Consider the following 15,048-nt stretch of genomic DNA (forward strand, 5'->3'; position numbering starts at 1 on the left):
AAGAAGGACGACATATGATCACAGCTCTGTATGCCAACATTCTCGCAATACTCATTATTTGGTTGGCTGTTCAAGTAATTAAGCAACGTCGCTTAAATCAAATTGCTTATGCAGATGGTGGGGTAGAGGCTCTACAAATTGCTCGTAGTGCCCAGAGTAATGCGACAGAATATATCCCCATCACCCTGATTTTAATGGCACTTTTAGAATTCAATAGTGCTTACCCAACATGGATACATCTCACCGGTATTATTTTTGTAATTGGTCGAGTTATTCATGCTAAAGGCATATTGAAAAAAGACTTGAAAAAGCGCATTAGAGGGATGCAGGTGACATTTCTGGTGATACTTTCATTGGTTGTGTTAAATATGATTTACCTGCCATACGATAAGTTATGGTAAGTCTGCGACGTTACATTCCACCACCTTGGGTACTCGTTCTGATTGGATTAGTACTGAATATTGGCGCGATCATCGTTACTAGCTTAGTCCTTGATAAGTTGGGTAAACAGCACTCGCAGCTCGCAGAGCAAACAGCAGAAAACTTGTATTCCATCCAACTCGCATGGAACAGTGTGGAAACCCTAGAAAGGAAAAGAGAAGCTTTACTGCTGCATGTGCACATAAGTCAGAGCGTAGCGATACCTTTAGAGCTAGAAGAGGTATTAGCAGGGCATTTATCTTCTTGGGTTCTCAACGAGTCGGATGAAATAAAAATTGATCAACTTCCTCAACTGATGTCAAAGATAAATCAGGCACAAGCTTCGTATAGAGACCGCATCGATAATTACTACATTGAGAATGTAGAGCTCAATGAGGTAATGGCAAAGCAGGATGAAAAGATCGCTTGGTACAAGAATATCGGACTCTTCTTGCAAGTATTCGGACTTGCGTTAATCCTTGCACGCGACTTAGCTAGGAAGCAATAAAAGCAAGAGCTAAAGATCAGGTTTATTGCGAAATGCCAATGGTAGTTTGCAAATTGCAATTTATTCGGTGAGCAAACAGTAGCTATTGGTTAAGTTTTAATGAAAGTGATTAAATAACAACCTGTTTTTGTGCGCTGAAAAGTTGGCACGCCTCATGCTTTAGTATGAGTGACCCTTTCTAAGCCGAGGGTCACCTAGCCAACTGACGTTGTTAGTGAACCATCTTGTTCACAAATATATACAGCCAATCACGACTCCTTGTGGTTGGCTTTTTTTATGCAGTCTAGAACTGTGCTTTAATCCAGATCATGCGATGGTCGGAAGATACATCCTTACCATCACCATACTTACCGATACGTGCATCGTTAAATAGTTTACGGCCTTCTTCATAAGACGCTGACCAGTACACACCAGAGTCTATTACATTCAAATTTGCTGAAGGCAAGGCATAGTCTACTCCTAAGCCAAACGTTGAAGTGATGCGATTCGGATATGGGTGAGTTGAACTGCGGTCAACAGCGTGTTCAGCTGCACCAAAGCTTGTTGGGTAAAGCTCACCATTCATCACGGTTTGATTAACCAATGGATCGTTGTGCAGCTCTTGCATTACAGAGCTAATACCGTCACCAGCCACTGGATCAAGGTTTTGATCACCCATCATTACGAATTTAGTGCCGTTCGTTAAGCCACCTGTTTTACCCGCATCGTCGTAAAAATAGTCTTTACCTTGAATGTAATGATGCCAAAACTCCACTTCTGCTGCGTTTTGCGCTTTGTTTTTACCGGTGTCGAATACTGGTGGAGTAGGATGAGACATCAACAAGTGTACAACTTCTTCGCCATTGCGAGTTGGAATGATGATTGGCGCGTCGACGTGATTTTTCGAAGATAGACGCACTTGATCCCATTCTTCCGCTGAGTACCATTCATCACCACACTTCATGCCGTCTGGAATCTTTTGCGAACCGTCACAGATAGTAATGGTTGGAATTTTCGCACCTTCCATATCTTTCCATTTAAATGCTTGGAATGTACGTGTGTTTGCTGTGTCAATTTTATACTTAGACATAAGGGCAAATGCATATTGACCATGGTACATGCCAAAGCCCCATGCATCACCTGGCATTTGACCTGCGGTTCCGTTGTTGTCGAGATCAAACTCACTCAACAACCCTGTATTAGTTGAGTAAGATTCAGCATAAGGGTATTCAATAGGCTCAAGGTTTGCTTCACCGCCCGCGCCATTGATGCTTTGCGCGACAGACAGGTAGTTCTTCTGGAATCCTTCAATGGCTGCTTTGTTTTCGCCTGTTCCGTCGTTGTTGTATTCCGCCATCATAAGAACATCAGGACGATTCTTTTGAATGATTGCTGCAACGTTACGAATTTGAATGACTTTTTCCGCAGTGGTTTTGTCTTCGGCTGCGATTGAACCGTCTAAATAAGAGGTGACCAACGCAGTTTGCTGCGTTGGTTCAATTTGCATTTCACCTACCAAAGTTTCGAAGGTAGCGCGGTCAAAAGAGAGGTTGTAAGTCGCTATTTTTACTTCTTTAGGCTGAACATTGACGTATTCAGTGTCGTCATTACATCCAGATAGTAGAGCGGCGCCAACAAGGACAGCGATAGAGGTTTTGATTGCTTTCATGGGTACGTCATACCTTATAATTAATTCGGCTGAATATTAAAGTCATCAGTCATTGTTTTAAGCGATATTAGTCACACAAACGTTTTCATATTTACATGTTCAATTAGTTTTTGTGTGATTTGTGCAATAAATGCAACACTTTCAACACCATAAGGTTATATGTAAATTGTTAAAAAACGGTGTCGTTATTGATGCGAACATAGAGAGCCCGCCACCGTTAAAAAGAAAAGCGTAGAATTTAAGCGTGCATGAGATGTTTGAGTTGTATGCTTATCGCCGTGTTTTATTTTTTATGTTTAAATTTCTGTATATAATAAGCAGTAAATCAGAAGTGAGGACGACCTCACCGCTCTATCTTTTCTCGGGGACGACCCCATCTCGTTGGGAAATGTGACATGGCTTGGGGAATTCTCTTCATTGCGGGCCTGTGTGAAATCGCATGGGCTGTCGGTCTTAAATATTCACAAGGCTTTACCAAATTCGGCGCTTCGGCATTCACTATTGTCTTTATGTTATTGAGCTTTTGGTTGCTTGGCATTGCGTTAAGAACCTTGCCTTTAGGCATTGCTTATGGCGTATGGGTAGGGATTGGCGCAATAGGCACGGCAGTCGTGAGTATTTATCTGTTCAATGAGCCAGCAACACTTATCAAAGCCTTAAGCTTGCTAATGATTGTCGCTGGTATCGCAGGGTTAAAAATATCAGCTTAACGTTAGGCTAAACACAAAACAGCCAGAGTCACTCTGGCTGTTTTTCTAAATGTCGTGTTTACGGTTCTGGCGAGGTATATCAAGCGTTGCGCTTAATAAAAGGTAACCGTAAGTGATGACCAAACGCATTAATTAATGCGCCTGTAACAATCAGACCGCCACCGACGTACGTCCAAATGATCGGAACCTCGCCAAAGAAAATGATGCCCAACAACACAGAAAATACGATCTGGATATACGAATAAGCGGAGGCTTTACCCGCTTGTTGAGTTTGCATCGCTTTGGTTAACCCCAATTGTCCAATTTGGGTAAAGACACCAACTAGAACCAACATGAAAGTCAGATATAGATCGGGCATTATAAAATCGTCGCCAATCAGTAAGAGTGAAGCGGGGAGAGCAACCAACGGGAAATAGAAAATGATCACTGAGCTGTCTTCTGTCTGACTCAGTTTTCTGACAATGACGTAGGCAATTGAGCTACCAAATGCGCCTAAGATCGCAATCATGACGCTAAACATTGGTAAAGCGCTATCTGAGCCTTGCCCAGTTTCTGGGCTTACCATGATATAGATGCCGAGTAAGCACAACGCAATACAAAGGAAAGTTGACGGCTGGATGCGCTCTTTCAAGAAAAATACGGCGAGTAGTGCAGTAAATACCGGATGAATATACTGGAATATCGTCGCTTCTGCCAAAGGTAAGGTGGTCACTGAATAATATACACACATCAGAGCCATCGTACCCACAGCACCGCGTGCAAATAGTAATGGCTTATTATTGCCCCATACAGAAATTCGTTTTCGCTTTACATCGAAATAACTAATGATAAGTGAAACGAGCGCTCTTGCTGCAACGATTTCAAAAACGGGGATGCCGTAGTTGCCGACGTGCTTTACTGTAGCTGACATCAGAGCAAAGCCGAACGCGGAAAGCACCATAAAGCGCACACCGATGGGAATCATAGTGTTGAATGAATTGGACATTTTACTGCTCATTTGTTGCGACAGATCTCACTTTAGCATACTTAGTTAGTGATTAAATCCTCTCAACTCAAACACTTCTGTCGACAAGATGAATAAACAGTAGAATACGTAGCAATTAATCTGCCTCTCTTCAGCGTAACAATAAAAACTCGATATTTAAGGAGCTTACATGATCCCGATAAAAGCAACGCATGTTTCAGGCGTTGTCATTTCAAAAATTGATGGCATAGAAAAAATGCTGTTACTCAAACGCGTAAAAGGTGGCTATTGGTGCCATGTTGCAGGTGGTATCGAAGCGGGTGAAGCCGGGTGGCAAACCATTTTAAGAGAGTTAAAAGAAGAGACACTAATTGACCAAGTTGAGTTACATACAGCAGACTTTCTAGAGCAGTTCTACGAAGCAAAAAATAACCGTATCATGGTTATCCCATGTTTTGTGCTATTTTGTCCGCCTAACCAATCAGTTGTTCTTAACGAAGAGCATACAGAGTATCGCTGGTGTACGCTTGAAGAAGCTAAGCAGCTGGCTCCGTTTGCCAATCAGCATCACCTCTATGAACATGTATGGAAACATTATGTAGATGTGGCATCACTAACGCCATTTACGCTGATCGATCAAAAGGGCTAAATGAACGGCAACGGCTTTGATTAGTTTTTATAGAGAGGTTTGTTCTCATAAAATGAAGCGTTAGGATTTGCGCTGAGCGTTCACAATAAAAAGGAATAACATCTATGGATGAAGTCACATGCCAAGAGACGTATCAAGGAAATCACTTACAGAAGCGTTTTTCCGTCTCGCAAAGGGTCTCAATTGAGCCCCTCAACACGAAACACGCGTCCGCTTTACTAGAGGTTGTGAACACTCACCGAGAGAGCCTTGAGGGCTATCTACCTTGGACGGATTCTGTCACGAATCATAGAGAGGCCGTTAACTACATTTCCCAGCGAGTGAACAGTAACGCGCTGGATTCCCACTGGTGCGCAATTTATTTTGATGAGCAACTTACGGGTGTTATTGGCATTAAAGGTGTGGATTCACATACACGTGTTACTGAAATTGGCTACTGGCTTGCCAACAATGGGCGAGGCCATCGTGTGATTGATCAAGTACTCGCAGTATTGATCCCTTTCTTGAAGAAGAAAGGGCACGCACAATTCATTCAGTTCCATTGTATGGAAGATAACATCGCTAGCATCAATATTGCTGAGCGTGCAGGCGCCACATTAAAAGAATACGTTGATCATGAGTTCGATATGCTTGACCGCTCTCAACGACTAGGCATTTATGAACTACGTTTGACGTAGTATCCACCCTAGAGATATTTTAATCAGAGTTCGAACTCTAACTTCACGAGCGCTACAATAGTAACATTGTTGCGCTCGTGTTAACTTGGGGCGTCATTGGCAGAAACTAGGCTAGGAGAAGCATCATGAACGCAATCACAGAGGTTGAAGTAGATAACTTGTTACAGCAAAGCCTCGAACGCTTAAAAGCGGCATATGCAGCCGAGCCTTATCCTAGTTTGGATGAACGTAAACAGCGCCTCGTTTTGTTAAAAAAATCGCTGCTTGAGAACAAACAAGCTTTGGTTGAAGCGTTAAGTGACGATTTTGGCTATCGCTCAGAATTTGATACCGCCATGACCGACGTTTTGCCAACGGTCTCGCATATTAATTATACCCTCAAACGACTAAAAAAATGGTGCAAACCCAGCAAGCGCGAATCCGGCTTATTGCTCGCACCTTCTAAAGTCACCGTTCAGTATCAACCGTTAGGTGTCGTCGGGATCATTTCACCGTGGAACTTTCCTGTGATTTTGAGCCTTGCGCCTTTAGTGACAGCATTGGCTGCTGGCAACCGCGTGATGATGAAGCTCAGCGAATTTACGCCAAAAACCAATAAAGTCATCGTCGATATTTGCCGTGGGTTGTCTGAGTATGTCGAAGTTTTTGAGGGTGAAGCAGACGTCGCACAAGCATTCAGCCAACTGCCATTCGATCACCTTTTGTTCACGGGTTCTACGAGTGTTGGTCGCGCAGTGGCAAAAGCGGCAGCGGAAAACCTTACCCCGGTGACGTTAGAGTTGGGTGGAAAGTCCCCGGTGATCATTGCAAAAGATGCAGACATGAAGAAAGCCGTTGATGCTATCTTGTTTGGTAAATGCATTAATGCAGGCCAGATTTGTGTCGCGCCTGACTACGCATTTGTACCGCAAGAACGTGTCGAAGAGTTCATTTCGCTATTCTTAAAACGTTTTGAAAAGCTCTATTTAAAATCCAACAAGAATCAAAAGCTGACCCATATTGTCAACCAACGACAATATGATCGTTTGACTGCGCTACTTGAGGATGCAAAAGCGCAAGGTGCTAACCTTCACACTGTTGAAGCGTCGCCCCAAGAGGAACGACTTCTGTATCCTCATTTGGTCACGGATGTGTCGCCGAATATGCGAATCATGCAAGAGGAGATCTTCGGGCCATTTCTACCTGTTAAGCCCTACAATGCGGTTGATGAAGCGATTGATTACATTAATCAGCGCCAAAGACCACTTGCGCTGTATGTTATGTCGGACGACAAATCGACCATCAAACATATTGTACGCAACACCCACAGTGGTGGCGTCGGCGTTAATGATACGGTTTTACATGTTGGCGCTGAAGATGCGCCTTTTGGTGGCGTTGGTGAATCGGGTATTGGGCATTATCACGGAGAGGAAGGATTCAGAACTTTTAGTCATGCGAAAACCATTCTTCACACACCGAAATGGTTGCCAAGAACGAGCGTATTAATGCGCCGTAGGGCTATGGCGATAAAAGCGATCCAAAAGATCTTTGTTCGATAATAATTATGATTTGATTGATAAAAAACCGCCCGAATAGGCGGTTTTTTGTTTCTATGTGCTCTGAAACGCTGAGCACCAAAGTCCGAGAAACTTCCATCGCGTGCTACCAACAAAACAAAGAAAGGCTCTTGTTGAAAGAGCCTTGTTCAGGAAATGTCGAGAGATCTTGGCAAGTTTAATGCAGAACTTCACTGCTGAATCTTAGATATCTACAGTCGTTCATCAGTTCTTTAAACGCCTTTCGGTCCAGCTTAATCAGAGTTTCATGATCGCCAGCTTCAAGGTAGACATGTTCCAAGTTTGCTAGTCTTTCATCGCAAACTGTCGACATGTGGTAAGGACTACCAATCGGTGGAATAGCGCCGTGTTCACAATCGGTGAAGAGTCGGTAAACCATACGCTCTTTCACCAAGTGGAAGGTGGCATTAAATTCGTCGTTTAATCTCGACAAACTGATTTTGTTGTTGGCAGGTAAGACCGCCATCATATGACGCCCTTCATGATCCTCTAGAATCACACCTTTTGCGATATTCATTAAAGGCACACCTGCTGCAACACCACTTTGTAGCGAGCTATGACTGTGGCTGTGATTCACGGTTTGAAAGTGAATGTTATGCTCAGTCAAATATTCATCTAATCGGGTTGCAATCGTCATATAGCCTCCACGTGTATGAGACCCATAAAAAGTATAGGTTAGTTGGGCGACAATCGCGCATTTTACTCGGCTACACTGACGCTCTTTACGCTCCTGTTCTACGCTTATTGCAAGCCAGCGAGAAAGCATGGTTAACAATAATAAATAGGGGTCAACATGAGCAAGCCAATCATCGCTGATAACAAGCCGATCAAAGTAGAGTTGAAAGCTGGGCAAGAATATTACTTCTGCCGATGTGGGCGCTCTAAAAATCAACCTTACTGCGATGGGTCTCATTCAGGAACCGGCTTAAAGCCAATGAGCTTTAGTGCGGAAAAAGACGAAGATGCCTATCTCTGCCAATGTAAGCATACCGCCAATGCTCCTTTTTGTGATGGTACACACAAGCGATTTACCGCAGAGCAAGTCGGTAAAGAGGGACCGGAACAAAAGCGAGAGAAAAGAGACAAACCAACAGCGTCTGCTACACAAGAAGAACCAACCCTCGAGTTTATCCACCAATTAGCGAGAGAAGGACTCTCTAAACTCGGTCATCATGGTCCGATGGCTGCAATGGGGGTTCCTAGGCATTTGCTACCACATTGGGATGCTATACAAATCATGGTGACGCAAATGGCGACACAACCGTTGTTGGAAGACGTTCCTGTGTCTACCGAGTTGATTGTGGGACCAAACGCGCGTAAGCCGCTCAGACTCGCCATTCCTTTGTTGGTGTCGGACATGAGTTTTGGCGCACTTTCTGAAGAGGCGAAAATTGCACTAGCAAAAGGTGCAGAGTTGGCAGGGACTGGGATTTGCTCTGGTGAGGGTGGCATGTCACCGGAAGAGCAAGCCGCCAATTCACGGTATTTCTATGAGCTTGCTAGCGCTCAATTTGGCTACGACGAATCTAAGCTTCTTAATGTTCAGGCGTTTCACTTTAAAGGTGGGCAAGGAGCAAAAACGGGCACGGGTGGTCATCTGCCTGCAAATAAAAATGTAGGTAAGATCTCTCAGGTGAGAGGCATCCCCGAAGGACAACCAGCGATATCACCACCAACGTTCAAAGATCTTCACACTACTCACGATTTCAGAAAGTTTGCTGACAGAGTTCGTGGCATCACAGGCGGTATTCCAATTGGATTTAAACTCAGTGCCAACCATATTGAGCAAGACATTCAGTTTGCGCTTGATGCTGGGGCTGATTACATCATCTTAGATGGTCGCGGTGGTGGCACGGGTGCGGCGCCAACTATGTTCCGTGATCATATTAGTGTGCCCACCATTCCTGCATTAGCTCGTGCACGTAAGTACTTAGATGAAAAAGGTGCAAGTGACCGCGTCACATTAATCATCACCGGTGGGTTGCGAGTTCCTACGGATTTTGTCAAAGCGTTGGCACTTGGAGCAGACGGAGTAGCGATAGCAAACAGTGCGATGCAATCGATCGGTTGTGTCGCGGCTCGCATCTGCAACACCAATAATTGCCCGGCAGGCATTGCGACACAAAATGCCGATTTGAGGCAGCGTCTCGACGTTGAAAAGTCATCCCTGCAACTGAAAAATTTCTTCGAATCCTCGGTCGAGCTCATGAAAGTCATGGCGAGGGCGTGTGGTCATCACGCTCTGAATGAATTTAGTCATCATGATTTAGCGACCTGGGATCACAACATGGCGAGGCTGTCTGGGATTAAGTATTCAGGTATGGACTTAAACTGATCTCTATCCATATTTTCTGCATATAGGTACATGTTTGATAACAATTATTTATTCGCTGAAATGTTTGAAATTTTGACTTGGCGTTAACTAAAAAAACAGTGTATGAACTACGCTGTTTGAGGTGGATATTCGATTTATTGAATAACAAAGAGTGGTTACCACAACCACGACACGAAGGAGCATTATATGAGCAAAGCAAACGGCGGTTCGGTAGGTAAATGTCCAGTTATGCATGGTGGGCAAACATCTACAGATAAGTCGGTGATGGATTGGTGGCCGAATGCCTTGAACTTAGACATCCTGCATCAACACGACTCCAAAACCAACCCATTTGGTCAGGACTTTAATTACAAAGAAGAACTGAAAAAGCTAGATGTCGAAGCACTTAAAAAAGATTTAAAAGATTTAATGACTGATAGCCAAGACTGGTGGCCTGCCGACTGGGGACACTACGGTGGTTTAATGATCCGAATGGCATGGCATGCAGCGGGCAGTTATCGTATTGCGGATGGCCGTGGCGGTGCTGCTACAGGCAACCAACGCTTTGCTCCTCTCAACTCTTGGCCAGATAACGCCAACCTGGATAAGGCTCGACGCCTTTTATGGCCAATCAAGAAAAAATATGGCAACAAACTAAGTTGGGCAGACCTGATTGTCCTTGCCGGTAACATGGCGTACGAATCCATGGGCTTTAAGACCTTTGGCTTTGCGTTTGGACGAGAGGACATCTGGCACCCAGAAAAAGACACTTACTGGGGGTCTGAGCAAGAATGGTTAGCCACAAGTGACGCTGATAACAGCCGATACTCTGGTGAGCGAGATTTAGAAAACCCGCTTGCTGCGGTAATGATGGGTCTTATCTATGTGAACCCTGAAGGGGTAGACGGTAACCCAGATCCTCTCAAAACAGCACATGACATGCGAGTGACCTTTGCGCGAATGGCAATGAACGATGAAGAAACCGTCGCGCTCACAGCTGGTGGTCACACGGTGGGTAAGTGTCATGGTAATGGTGATGCCGCAAACCTTGGCCCAGAGCCCGAAGCAGCAGACGTTCATGAGCAAGGTCTTGGCTGGATTAACCACAAAACACGTGGCATTGGCCGTGACGCGGTAACGAGTGGCATTGAAGGTGCTTGGACAACACACCCTACACAATGGGACTACGGATACTTCCACCTACTATTTAAGTATGACTGGGAACTGAAAAAGAGCCCAGCAGGTGCATGGCAATGGGAGCCAATCGACATTGAAGAAGAAGACAAGCCTGTCGATGTTGAAGACGGTTCTAAGCGCTACAATCCAATCATGACCGACGCCGATATGGCGCTCAAAATGGACCCTGAATATCGTAAGATTGCAGAAAAGTTCCAAAATGACCCTGCGTACTTTGATGACGTTTTTGCTCGTGCCTGGTTTAAGTTGACACACCGCGATCTAGGACCAAAATCATGTTATTTCGGCCCTGATGTGCCAAGCGAAGATCTTATTTGGCAAGACCCAACGCCCGCAGGTAAGACAGACTACGATGTCGATTTAGTGAAAACAAAAATTGAAGCAAGTGGCCTATCCATTAGTGAGTTAGTAAGTACGGCGTGGGATAGTGCGCGTACCTACCGTGGCTCTGACCGCCGAGGCGGTGCAAATGGCGCGAGAATTCGCTTGGCTCCACAAAAAGATTGGCAAGGGAACGAACCTGAACGTCTAAGCCGTGTTCTTGCGGTGTTAGAAAAAATAGCAGCAGAAGAGGGCTGTAGTGTTGCAGACGCTATCGTGCTTGCTGGGAACGTAGGTATTGAACTGGCTGCGCGTGCCGCAGGTCATGATGTATGTGTGCCATTCGCGCCAGGCCGAGGTGATGCCGCCCAAGAGATGACGGATGTTGAATCATTCGAAGTTCTTGAGCCTGTCGCTGACGGTTTCCGAAATTGGTTGAAGAAAGACTACGCGGTTAAGCCAGAAGAGCTTTTATTAGATCGTGCTCAGCTTATGGGGCTAACGGCGCCAGAAATGACGGTACTTATCGGTGGTATGCGCGTTCTAGGCAGTAACTACGGCGGTGGAAAAGAGGGCGTATTTACTGAGCGAGTCGGCACTTTGTCGAATGATTTCTTCGTGAACCTTACTGACATGGCATATACGTGGAAACCAGTGAGTGCTAATCAATATGAAATCCGTGATCGTAAAACCGACGCTGTGAAGTGGACGGCTACTCGAGTGGATCTTGTCTTTGGTTCAAACTCGATCCTGCGTTCGTATGCGGAAGTGTATGCGCAAGATGATAATCAGGAAAAATTCATCCATGACTTCATCGCCGCATGGACGAAAGTCATGAACGCGGATCGTTTTGACTTGCAATAAGTGAAACGATGCCTGTCGGTAGATGGGTTGATGAATAAGTAAGAGAGGCGGGCGAAAAGCTCGCCTTTTTCTTTACCTATCTTTTTACTTTGATTGTTACTTTGATTGAAAATTAAGCTCATTTGAACCATAATAACTGGACCATATGAACCATAGGAGCTTGATATGGCAACTGCAGCATTAAAAAGCTTCAAACCGAAACAACCTCATAAAGCCAATTTCTGGTTTATGTTGGGTATTGAAGACGCTGAAACAGGTCGCACTGATGCGGTTCACAAAGGCTTTGAGCCAAAGGTGTATCGCAATATTGTTGAGCGTGTGAAGCTTTCTCAGAGTGAGTTTCAAAACGTCACATTGATACCTGTCAGCACGGTCAAGCGTCGTCTAAAAAACGATGAGCGCTTCAATACGCAAGAAAGTGATGCAATCTATCGATTAGCGATGTTATTGAAACTCGCGACAGAACTGTTTGACGACGAAGAGCGCGCGTTAAAATGGATGAGAGAGAATGTGTATGGCTTAGGTGGAAAACGTCCACTTGATATGGTCTCGACCACGGTGGATTTTGAAATCGTAAAAGATTTGATCGGCCGTTTAGAGCACGGGGTATTCTCGTAATATGAAGCTCTATCGTCTCACACAAAAGAAATTTGCTGACACGCCATTCAGCCCCGTTGGCGCAAAGTTATTTGGAGGGCGATGGAACTCAAAAGGAACCGAAGCCCTCTACTTCTCTGAATCGGAATCCCTTTGTTCGTTGGAAGTGTTTGTTCACGTAAACAACGATCCTGCTATCACCAAACTTTACGATTTATATCGTATTGAAATGCCAGAATACCTCATCGCCACCTTAGATGAAGAAGATCTCCCTGTGACGTGGCGAGCAATACCGGCGAGCGAGTCTACGCAGTACATTGGTGATCAGTTTCTCAATGATCCTCATCCAGAGTTTGCCGCGCTGCAAGTGCCTTCAACGATTTCACCTCGTGATAAAAACTACGTGGTGAATCCAAATCATCCCAAAATGAAAGAGATCATCAAGAAAGCCGAAAAGCTCGATTTCGCGTTTGATCCGCGCATTTTCAAATAGACGCCTAGCTTTGTCTTGCTTTAAAGCATTCAGCGCTTACCTGAGATAAGCGCTGAAGCATAAAAGTTTATTTCCTTGGTTATTGTCGATCGTAAGTGAACTGTTGCGCTTCATTTGTAGTGTTGAGGTAATGCCCAAGCACCAACTCAGCACCTTTGTAAGATAAATGGCTGTCATCCGTATACATCGCATTGTTTGCTCCAACTCTCATTCGACATACGCCATTTCTGCAAATGGCATCGGTCAAGTCGACAAACTCAACGTGCTCAAATTGCTCAAAGTAGTTCACTAACTTCGCCACGTTTTGAGGGTGATGTTGTTTGGGAGAAAAGTCGCAGGCAGACTCTTCTGTCTCGCCAAACAAACGCGCTTTCCAAAGGCATTCTCCTACCGCAAACGGTGCAGAAGGGGTTGGACCGAAAACGACCACTTCCTTTCCTTTCAGTTCATTCAATAATTTGGTTAATGATGCTTCATAATCGGCTTGTGAAAGCTCTTTATTGAAATTAGAAGAGATAACAACGCGACGAATGGAAGGGGTACTTAGAATTGTATCGACAGCCTCATTGAAGAACTGTCGGCAAGGAACTGAGCCAGCACCTTTGATGGTGTCGACATAACCGACCGCACAGGAATCTTGAGTAAGTTGCACCACGCCAGTTGGTGTTACTTCGGATAGACGCTTCACGTAAACCATGCTGTGACTATTGCCTAACACAGCGATGTCGGGCTGCGGCGCAGACGAGCACACATCGTTAACGTTGGTGTTGCCGTTGCAATCTAAACCATAACCGTTGTTAACGCGCATGGCCTCGAAAAATGCGCTTCTTTCTGGAAAACCACCGTTTTTATGACCGATAACGCCGAACGTTAGCAAGGGCAACGTCAACAACACAATAACCACGGACGCAGTGCGCATACTCATGGCTTTTCGGCTACGGAACGGCTTTTCAATAAAGCGCCAAGTGAAGTAAGAAAGTACAAAAAGAGTGACAACGTAAAGTGGGATATTGATGTCTTGTGTTGCATCCAACACGTAGCGGTAAAAGACAAATAATGGAATGTGCCACAAGTATAAGCTGTAGCTGATTAAGCCGACGAACACGACCCACTTTAGGCTCAGTAATCTACCGCAGACATTGTCTTTAGAGGCAAACAAAATCACCAACGCGCTACCGATGACCGGCACCAGCAGCGTAATGCCCGCACCATCTTGCGATTTTTCAAACAAAAGCGCGGAAGCCAATATCAAAACGATGCCAATGGTTGCCAGCGTATCGTTAGATTGAACTTGGACTTTTCTCATCACTAATGCGAGTAATGAACCGGTTGCCAGTTCCCAAGCACGAGAGAAGATCATGTAAAAAGCGAAATCAGGATCGTTGCTCGCGTAGACAATAGTCATCAAACTCAGCGCAAATATCGCGATGAAAAAAGTCAGGTAAAACGCGTTTTTGCCACGAGCGAGTAGCATGAGTAGCAAAGGAATGACAATGTAGTATTGTTCTTCAACGCCCAAGCTCCAAGTGTGAAACAGCGGGTTGGCTCGATCTTCTAAACCGAAGTAATTGTGGCCTTTTAAATACAGAAGAATGTTGGATGAGGAAAGAATGGAAGATACTGCAAACTGACCAACGTCTTTGTGTGCTTGCGGCAAAAATAGCCACCAAGACATCAAATAGCTGACGGCGATCACCACCAGTAAGAGGGGGAGTATGCGACGAATGCGTCGCTCATAAAAATCACCAAGGCTGAACTTCTGGTTTTCTAAGTCGTTAATCACGATGGTGGTGATCAAATAGCCGCTGATCACAAAAAACACGTCGACGCCAATAAAGCCACCAGCGAATTGCTCAACTCCTGCATGAAACAAAATCACCAACGTGACAGCAATCGCCCTTAATCCGTCTACTTCTGCTCTGTAAGTCATATCGTGTTGCTCCAACATTCCGTTTAATGAAGTAGAGCAAAATATGAACCAGAAATAATATTTATTTAAATCAGTACCTTAAATTGATTGTCAAAATGAAAATGCTAGGTGGGTTAACGAATTCCCAAATTGAATTTCAATATGGAAACCCCATAAAGAATGATCTTAAGAAGCGCTAAATCAAAGAACGTAAAGCGCGA

At 44.7% G+C, this 15,048-nt stretch carries 14 protein-coding genes; 10 read left to right on the top strand and 4 right to left on the bottom strand.

Features of this window, described 5'->3' with window-relative positions:
- The first annotated feature begins 14 nt into the window (after nt 1-14).
- Together R7040_RS04155 and R7040_RS04160 are read left to right on the top strand one after the other, a co-directional pair.
- Nucleotides 15-401, top strand: coding sequence for an MAPEG family protein (locus R7040_RS04155; RefSeq protein WP_005376510.1), 387 nt, complete (start codon nt 15-17; stop codon nt 399-401).
- Entirely contained in the window at nt 395-928 is a 534-nt protein-coding gene (locus R7040_RS04160) for a hypothetical protein (RefSeq protein WP_033906497.1), read from the top strand. Before R7040_RS04155 ends, R7040_RS04160 begins: the two co-directional genes overlap by 7 nt.
- Nucleotides 929-1,211: 283 nt before the next feature.
- Here R7040_RS04160 and R7040_RS04165 read toward each other — a convergent pair whose 3' ends face one another.
- Entirely contained in the window at nt 1,212-2,576 is a 1,365-nt protein-coding gene (locus tag R7040_RS04165; RefSeq protein WP_115386610.1) for an endonuclease/exonuclease/phosphatase family protein, read from the bottom strand.
- Between the two features lie 395 nt (nt 2,577-2,971).
- Here R7040_RS04165 and R7040_RS04170 point away from each other — a divergent pair, with 395 nt between their 5' ends.
- A complete protein-coding gene (locus tag R7040_RS04170) occupies nt 2,972-3,286 on the top strand; it encodes a DMT family transporter (protein ID WP_005376506.1) in 315 nt (104 codons plus the stop codon).
- A 79-nt stretch (nt 3,287-3,365) separates the two neighbouring features.
- Here the strand turns inward: R7040_RS04170 and R7040_RS04175 are convergent, their stop codons facing one another.
- Nucleotides 3,366-4,271 (bottom strand): DMT family transporter, encoded by a 906-nt coding sequence (locus R7040_RS04175; RefSeq protein ID WP_171342914.1) that lies wholly within the window; start codon nt 4,269-4,271, stop codon nt 3,366-3,368.
- A 169-nt stretch (nt 4,272-4,440) separates the two neighbouring features.
- On the opposite strand from R7040_RS04175, the gene R7040_RS04180 reads away from it, so the two are divergent.
- From R7040_RS04180 to R7040_RS04190, 3 genes are all read left to right on the top strand, one after another.
- Nucleotides 4,441-4,899: an NUDIX hydrolase gene (locus R7040_RS04180; protein ID WP_005376504.1), complete on the top strand. Its 459-nt coding sequence runs from the start codon at nt 4,441-4,443 to the stop codon at nt 4,897-4,899.
- 104 nt (nt 4,900-5,003) lie between these two features.
- A complete protein-coding gene (locus R7040_RS04185) occupies nt 5,004-5,576 on the top strand; it encodes a GNAT family N-acetyltransferase (RefSeq protein WP_025767834.1) in 573 nt (190 codons plus the stop codon).
- A 125-nt stretch (nt 5,577-5,701) separates the two neighbouring features.
- Nucleotides 5,702-7,114 carry a coniferyl aldehyde dehydrogenase gene (locus R7040_RS04190; protein WP_033906502.1) on the top strand — a complete coding sequence of 471 codons (1,413 nt, stop codon included), beginning with the start codon at nt 5,702-5,704 and terminating at the stop codon, nt 7,112-7,114.
- Between the two features lie 175 nt (nt 7,115-7,289).
- On the opposite strand, the gene R7040_RS04195 is transcribed toward R7040_RS04190, so the two are convergent.
- Entirely contained in the window at nt 7,290-7,769 is a 480-nt protein-coding gene (locus R7040_RS04195) for an aminoacyl-tRNA deacylase (protein WP_005376501.1), read from the bottom strand.
- A gap of 156 nt (nt 7,770-7,925) precedes the next feature.
- On the opposite strand from R7040_RS04195, the gene R7040_RS04200 reads away from it, so the two are divergent.
- The 4 genes from R7040_RS04200 (at nt 7,926) to R7040_RS04215 (ending at nt 12,918) form a co-directional block, all read left to right on the top strand.
- Nucleotides 7,926-9,467, top strand: coding sequence for a glutamate synthase-related protein (locus R7040_RS04200; protein WP_318095427.1), 1,542 nt, complete (start codon nt 7,926-7,928; stop codon nt 9,465-9,467).
- Nucleotides 9,468-9,653: 186 nt separating this feature from the next.
- Nucleotides 9,654-11,828, top strand: a complete 2,175-nt coding sequence (katG, locus tag R7040_RS04205) for a catalase/peroxidase HPI (RefSeq protein WP_213967538.1) — start codon at nt 9,654-9,656, stop codon at nt 11,826-11,828.
- Nucleotides 11,829-11,993: 165 nt separating this feature from the next.
- On the top strand, nt 11,994-12,446 hold the full coding sequence (locus R7040_RS04210; RefSeq protein ID WP_005376498.1) for an antitoxin Xre/MbcA/ParS toxin-binding domain-containing protein: 453 nt from the start codon (nt 11,994-11,996) through the stop codon (nt 12,444-12,446).
- Between the two features lies 1 nt (nt 12,447).
- The gene (locus R7040_RS04215; RefSeq protein ID WP_005376497.1) at nt 12,448-12,918 is read left to right on the top strand and encodes an RES family NAD+ phosphorylase; all 471 of its coding nucleotides are present in this window, start codon (nt 12,448-12,450) and stop codon (nt 12,916-12,918) included.
- Between the two features lie 79 nt (nt 12,919-12,997).
- On the opposite strand, the gene R7040_RS04220 is transcribed toward R7040_RS04215, so the two are convergent.
- The gene (locus R7040_RS04220) at nt 12,998-14,848 is read right to left on the bottom strand and encodes an acyltransferase family protein (RefSeq protein ID WP_318081077.1); all 1,851 of its coding nucleotides are present in this window, start codon (nt 14,846-14,848) and stop codon (nt 12,998-13,000) included.
- Between the last annotated feature and the right edge of the window lie 200 nt (nt 14,849-15,048).

It is taken from the genome of Vibrio sp. 1069, from assembly GCF_033340555.1.

Coding starts and splice junctions, on each gene's coding strand:
- R7040_RS04155 (WP_005376510.1), top strand. CDS start 15: ATGATCACAGCTCTGTATGCCAACATTCTCGCAATACTCATTATTTGG.
- R7040_RS04160 (WP_033906497.1), top strand. CDS start 395: ATGGTAAGTCTGCGACGTTACATTCCACCACCTTGGGTACTCGTTCTG.
- R7040_RS04165 (WP_115386610.1), bottom strand. CDS start 2,576: ATGAAAGCAATCAAAACCTCTATCGCTGTCCTTGTTGGCGCCGCTCTA.
- R7040_RS04170 (WP_005376506.1), top strand. CDS start 2,972: ATGGCTTGGGGAATTCTCTTCATTGCGGGCCTGTGTGAAATCGCATGG.
- R7040_RS04175 (WP_171342914.1), bottom strand. CDS start 4,271: ATGTCCAATTCATTCAACACTATGATTCCCATCGGTGTGCGCTTTATG.
- R7040_RS04180 (WP_005376504.1), top strand. CDS start 4,441: ATGATCCCGATAAAAGCAACGCATGTTTCAGGCGTTGTCATTTCAAAA.
- R7040_RS04185 (WP_025767834.1), top strand. CDS start 5,004: ATGGATGAAGTCACATGCCAAGAGACGTATCAAGGAAATCACTTACAG.
- R7040_RS04190 (WP_033906502.1), top strand. CDS start 5,702: ATGAACGCAATCACAGAGGTTGAAGTAGATAACTTGTTACAGCAAAGC.
- R7040_RS04195 (WP_005376501.1), bottom strand. CDS start 7,769: ATGACGATTGCAACCCGATTAGATGAATATTTGACTGAGCATAACATT.
- R7040_RS04200 (WP_318095427.1), top strand. CDS start 7,926: ATGAGCAAGCCAATCATCGCTGATAACAAGCCGATCAAAGTAGAGTTG.
- katG (WP_213967538.1), top strand. CDS start 9,654: ATGAGCAAAGCAAACGGCGGTTCGGTAGGTAAATGTCCAGTTATGCAT.
- R7040_RS04210 (WP_005376498.1), top strand. CDS start 11,994: ATGGCAACTGCAGCATTAAAAAGCTTCAAACCGAAACAACCTCATAAA.
- R7040_RS04215 (WP_005376497.1), top strand. CDS start 12,448: ATGAAGCTCTATCGTCTCACACAAAAGAAATTTGCTGACACGCCATTC.
- R7040_RS04220 (WP_318081077.1), bottom strand. CDS start 14,848: ATGACTTACAGAGCAGAAGTAGACGGATTAAGGGCGATTGCTGTCACG.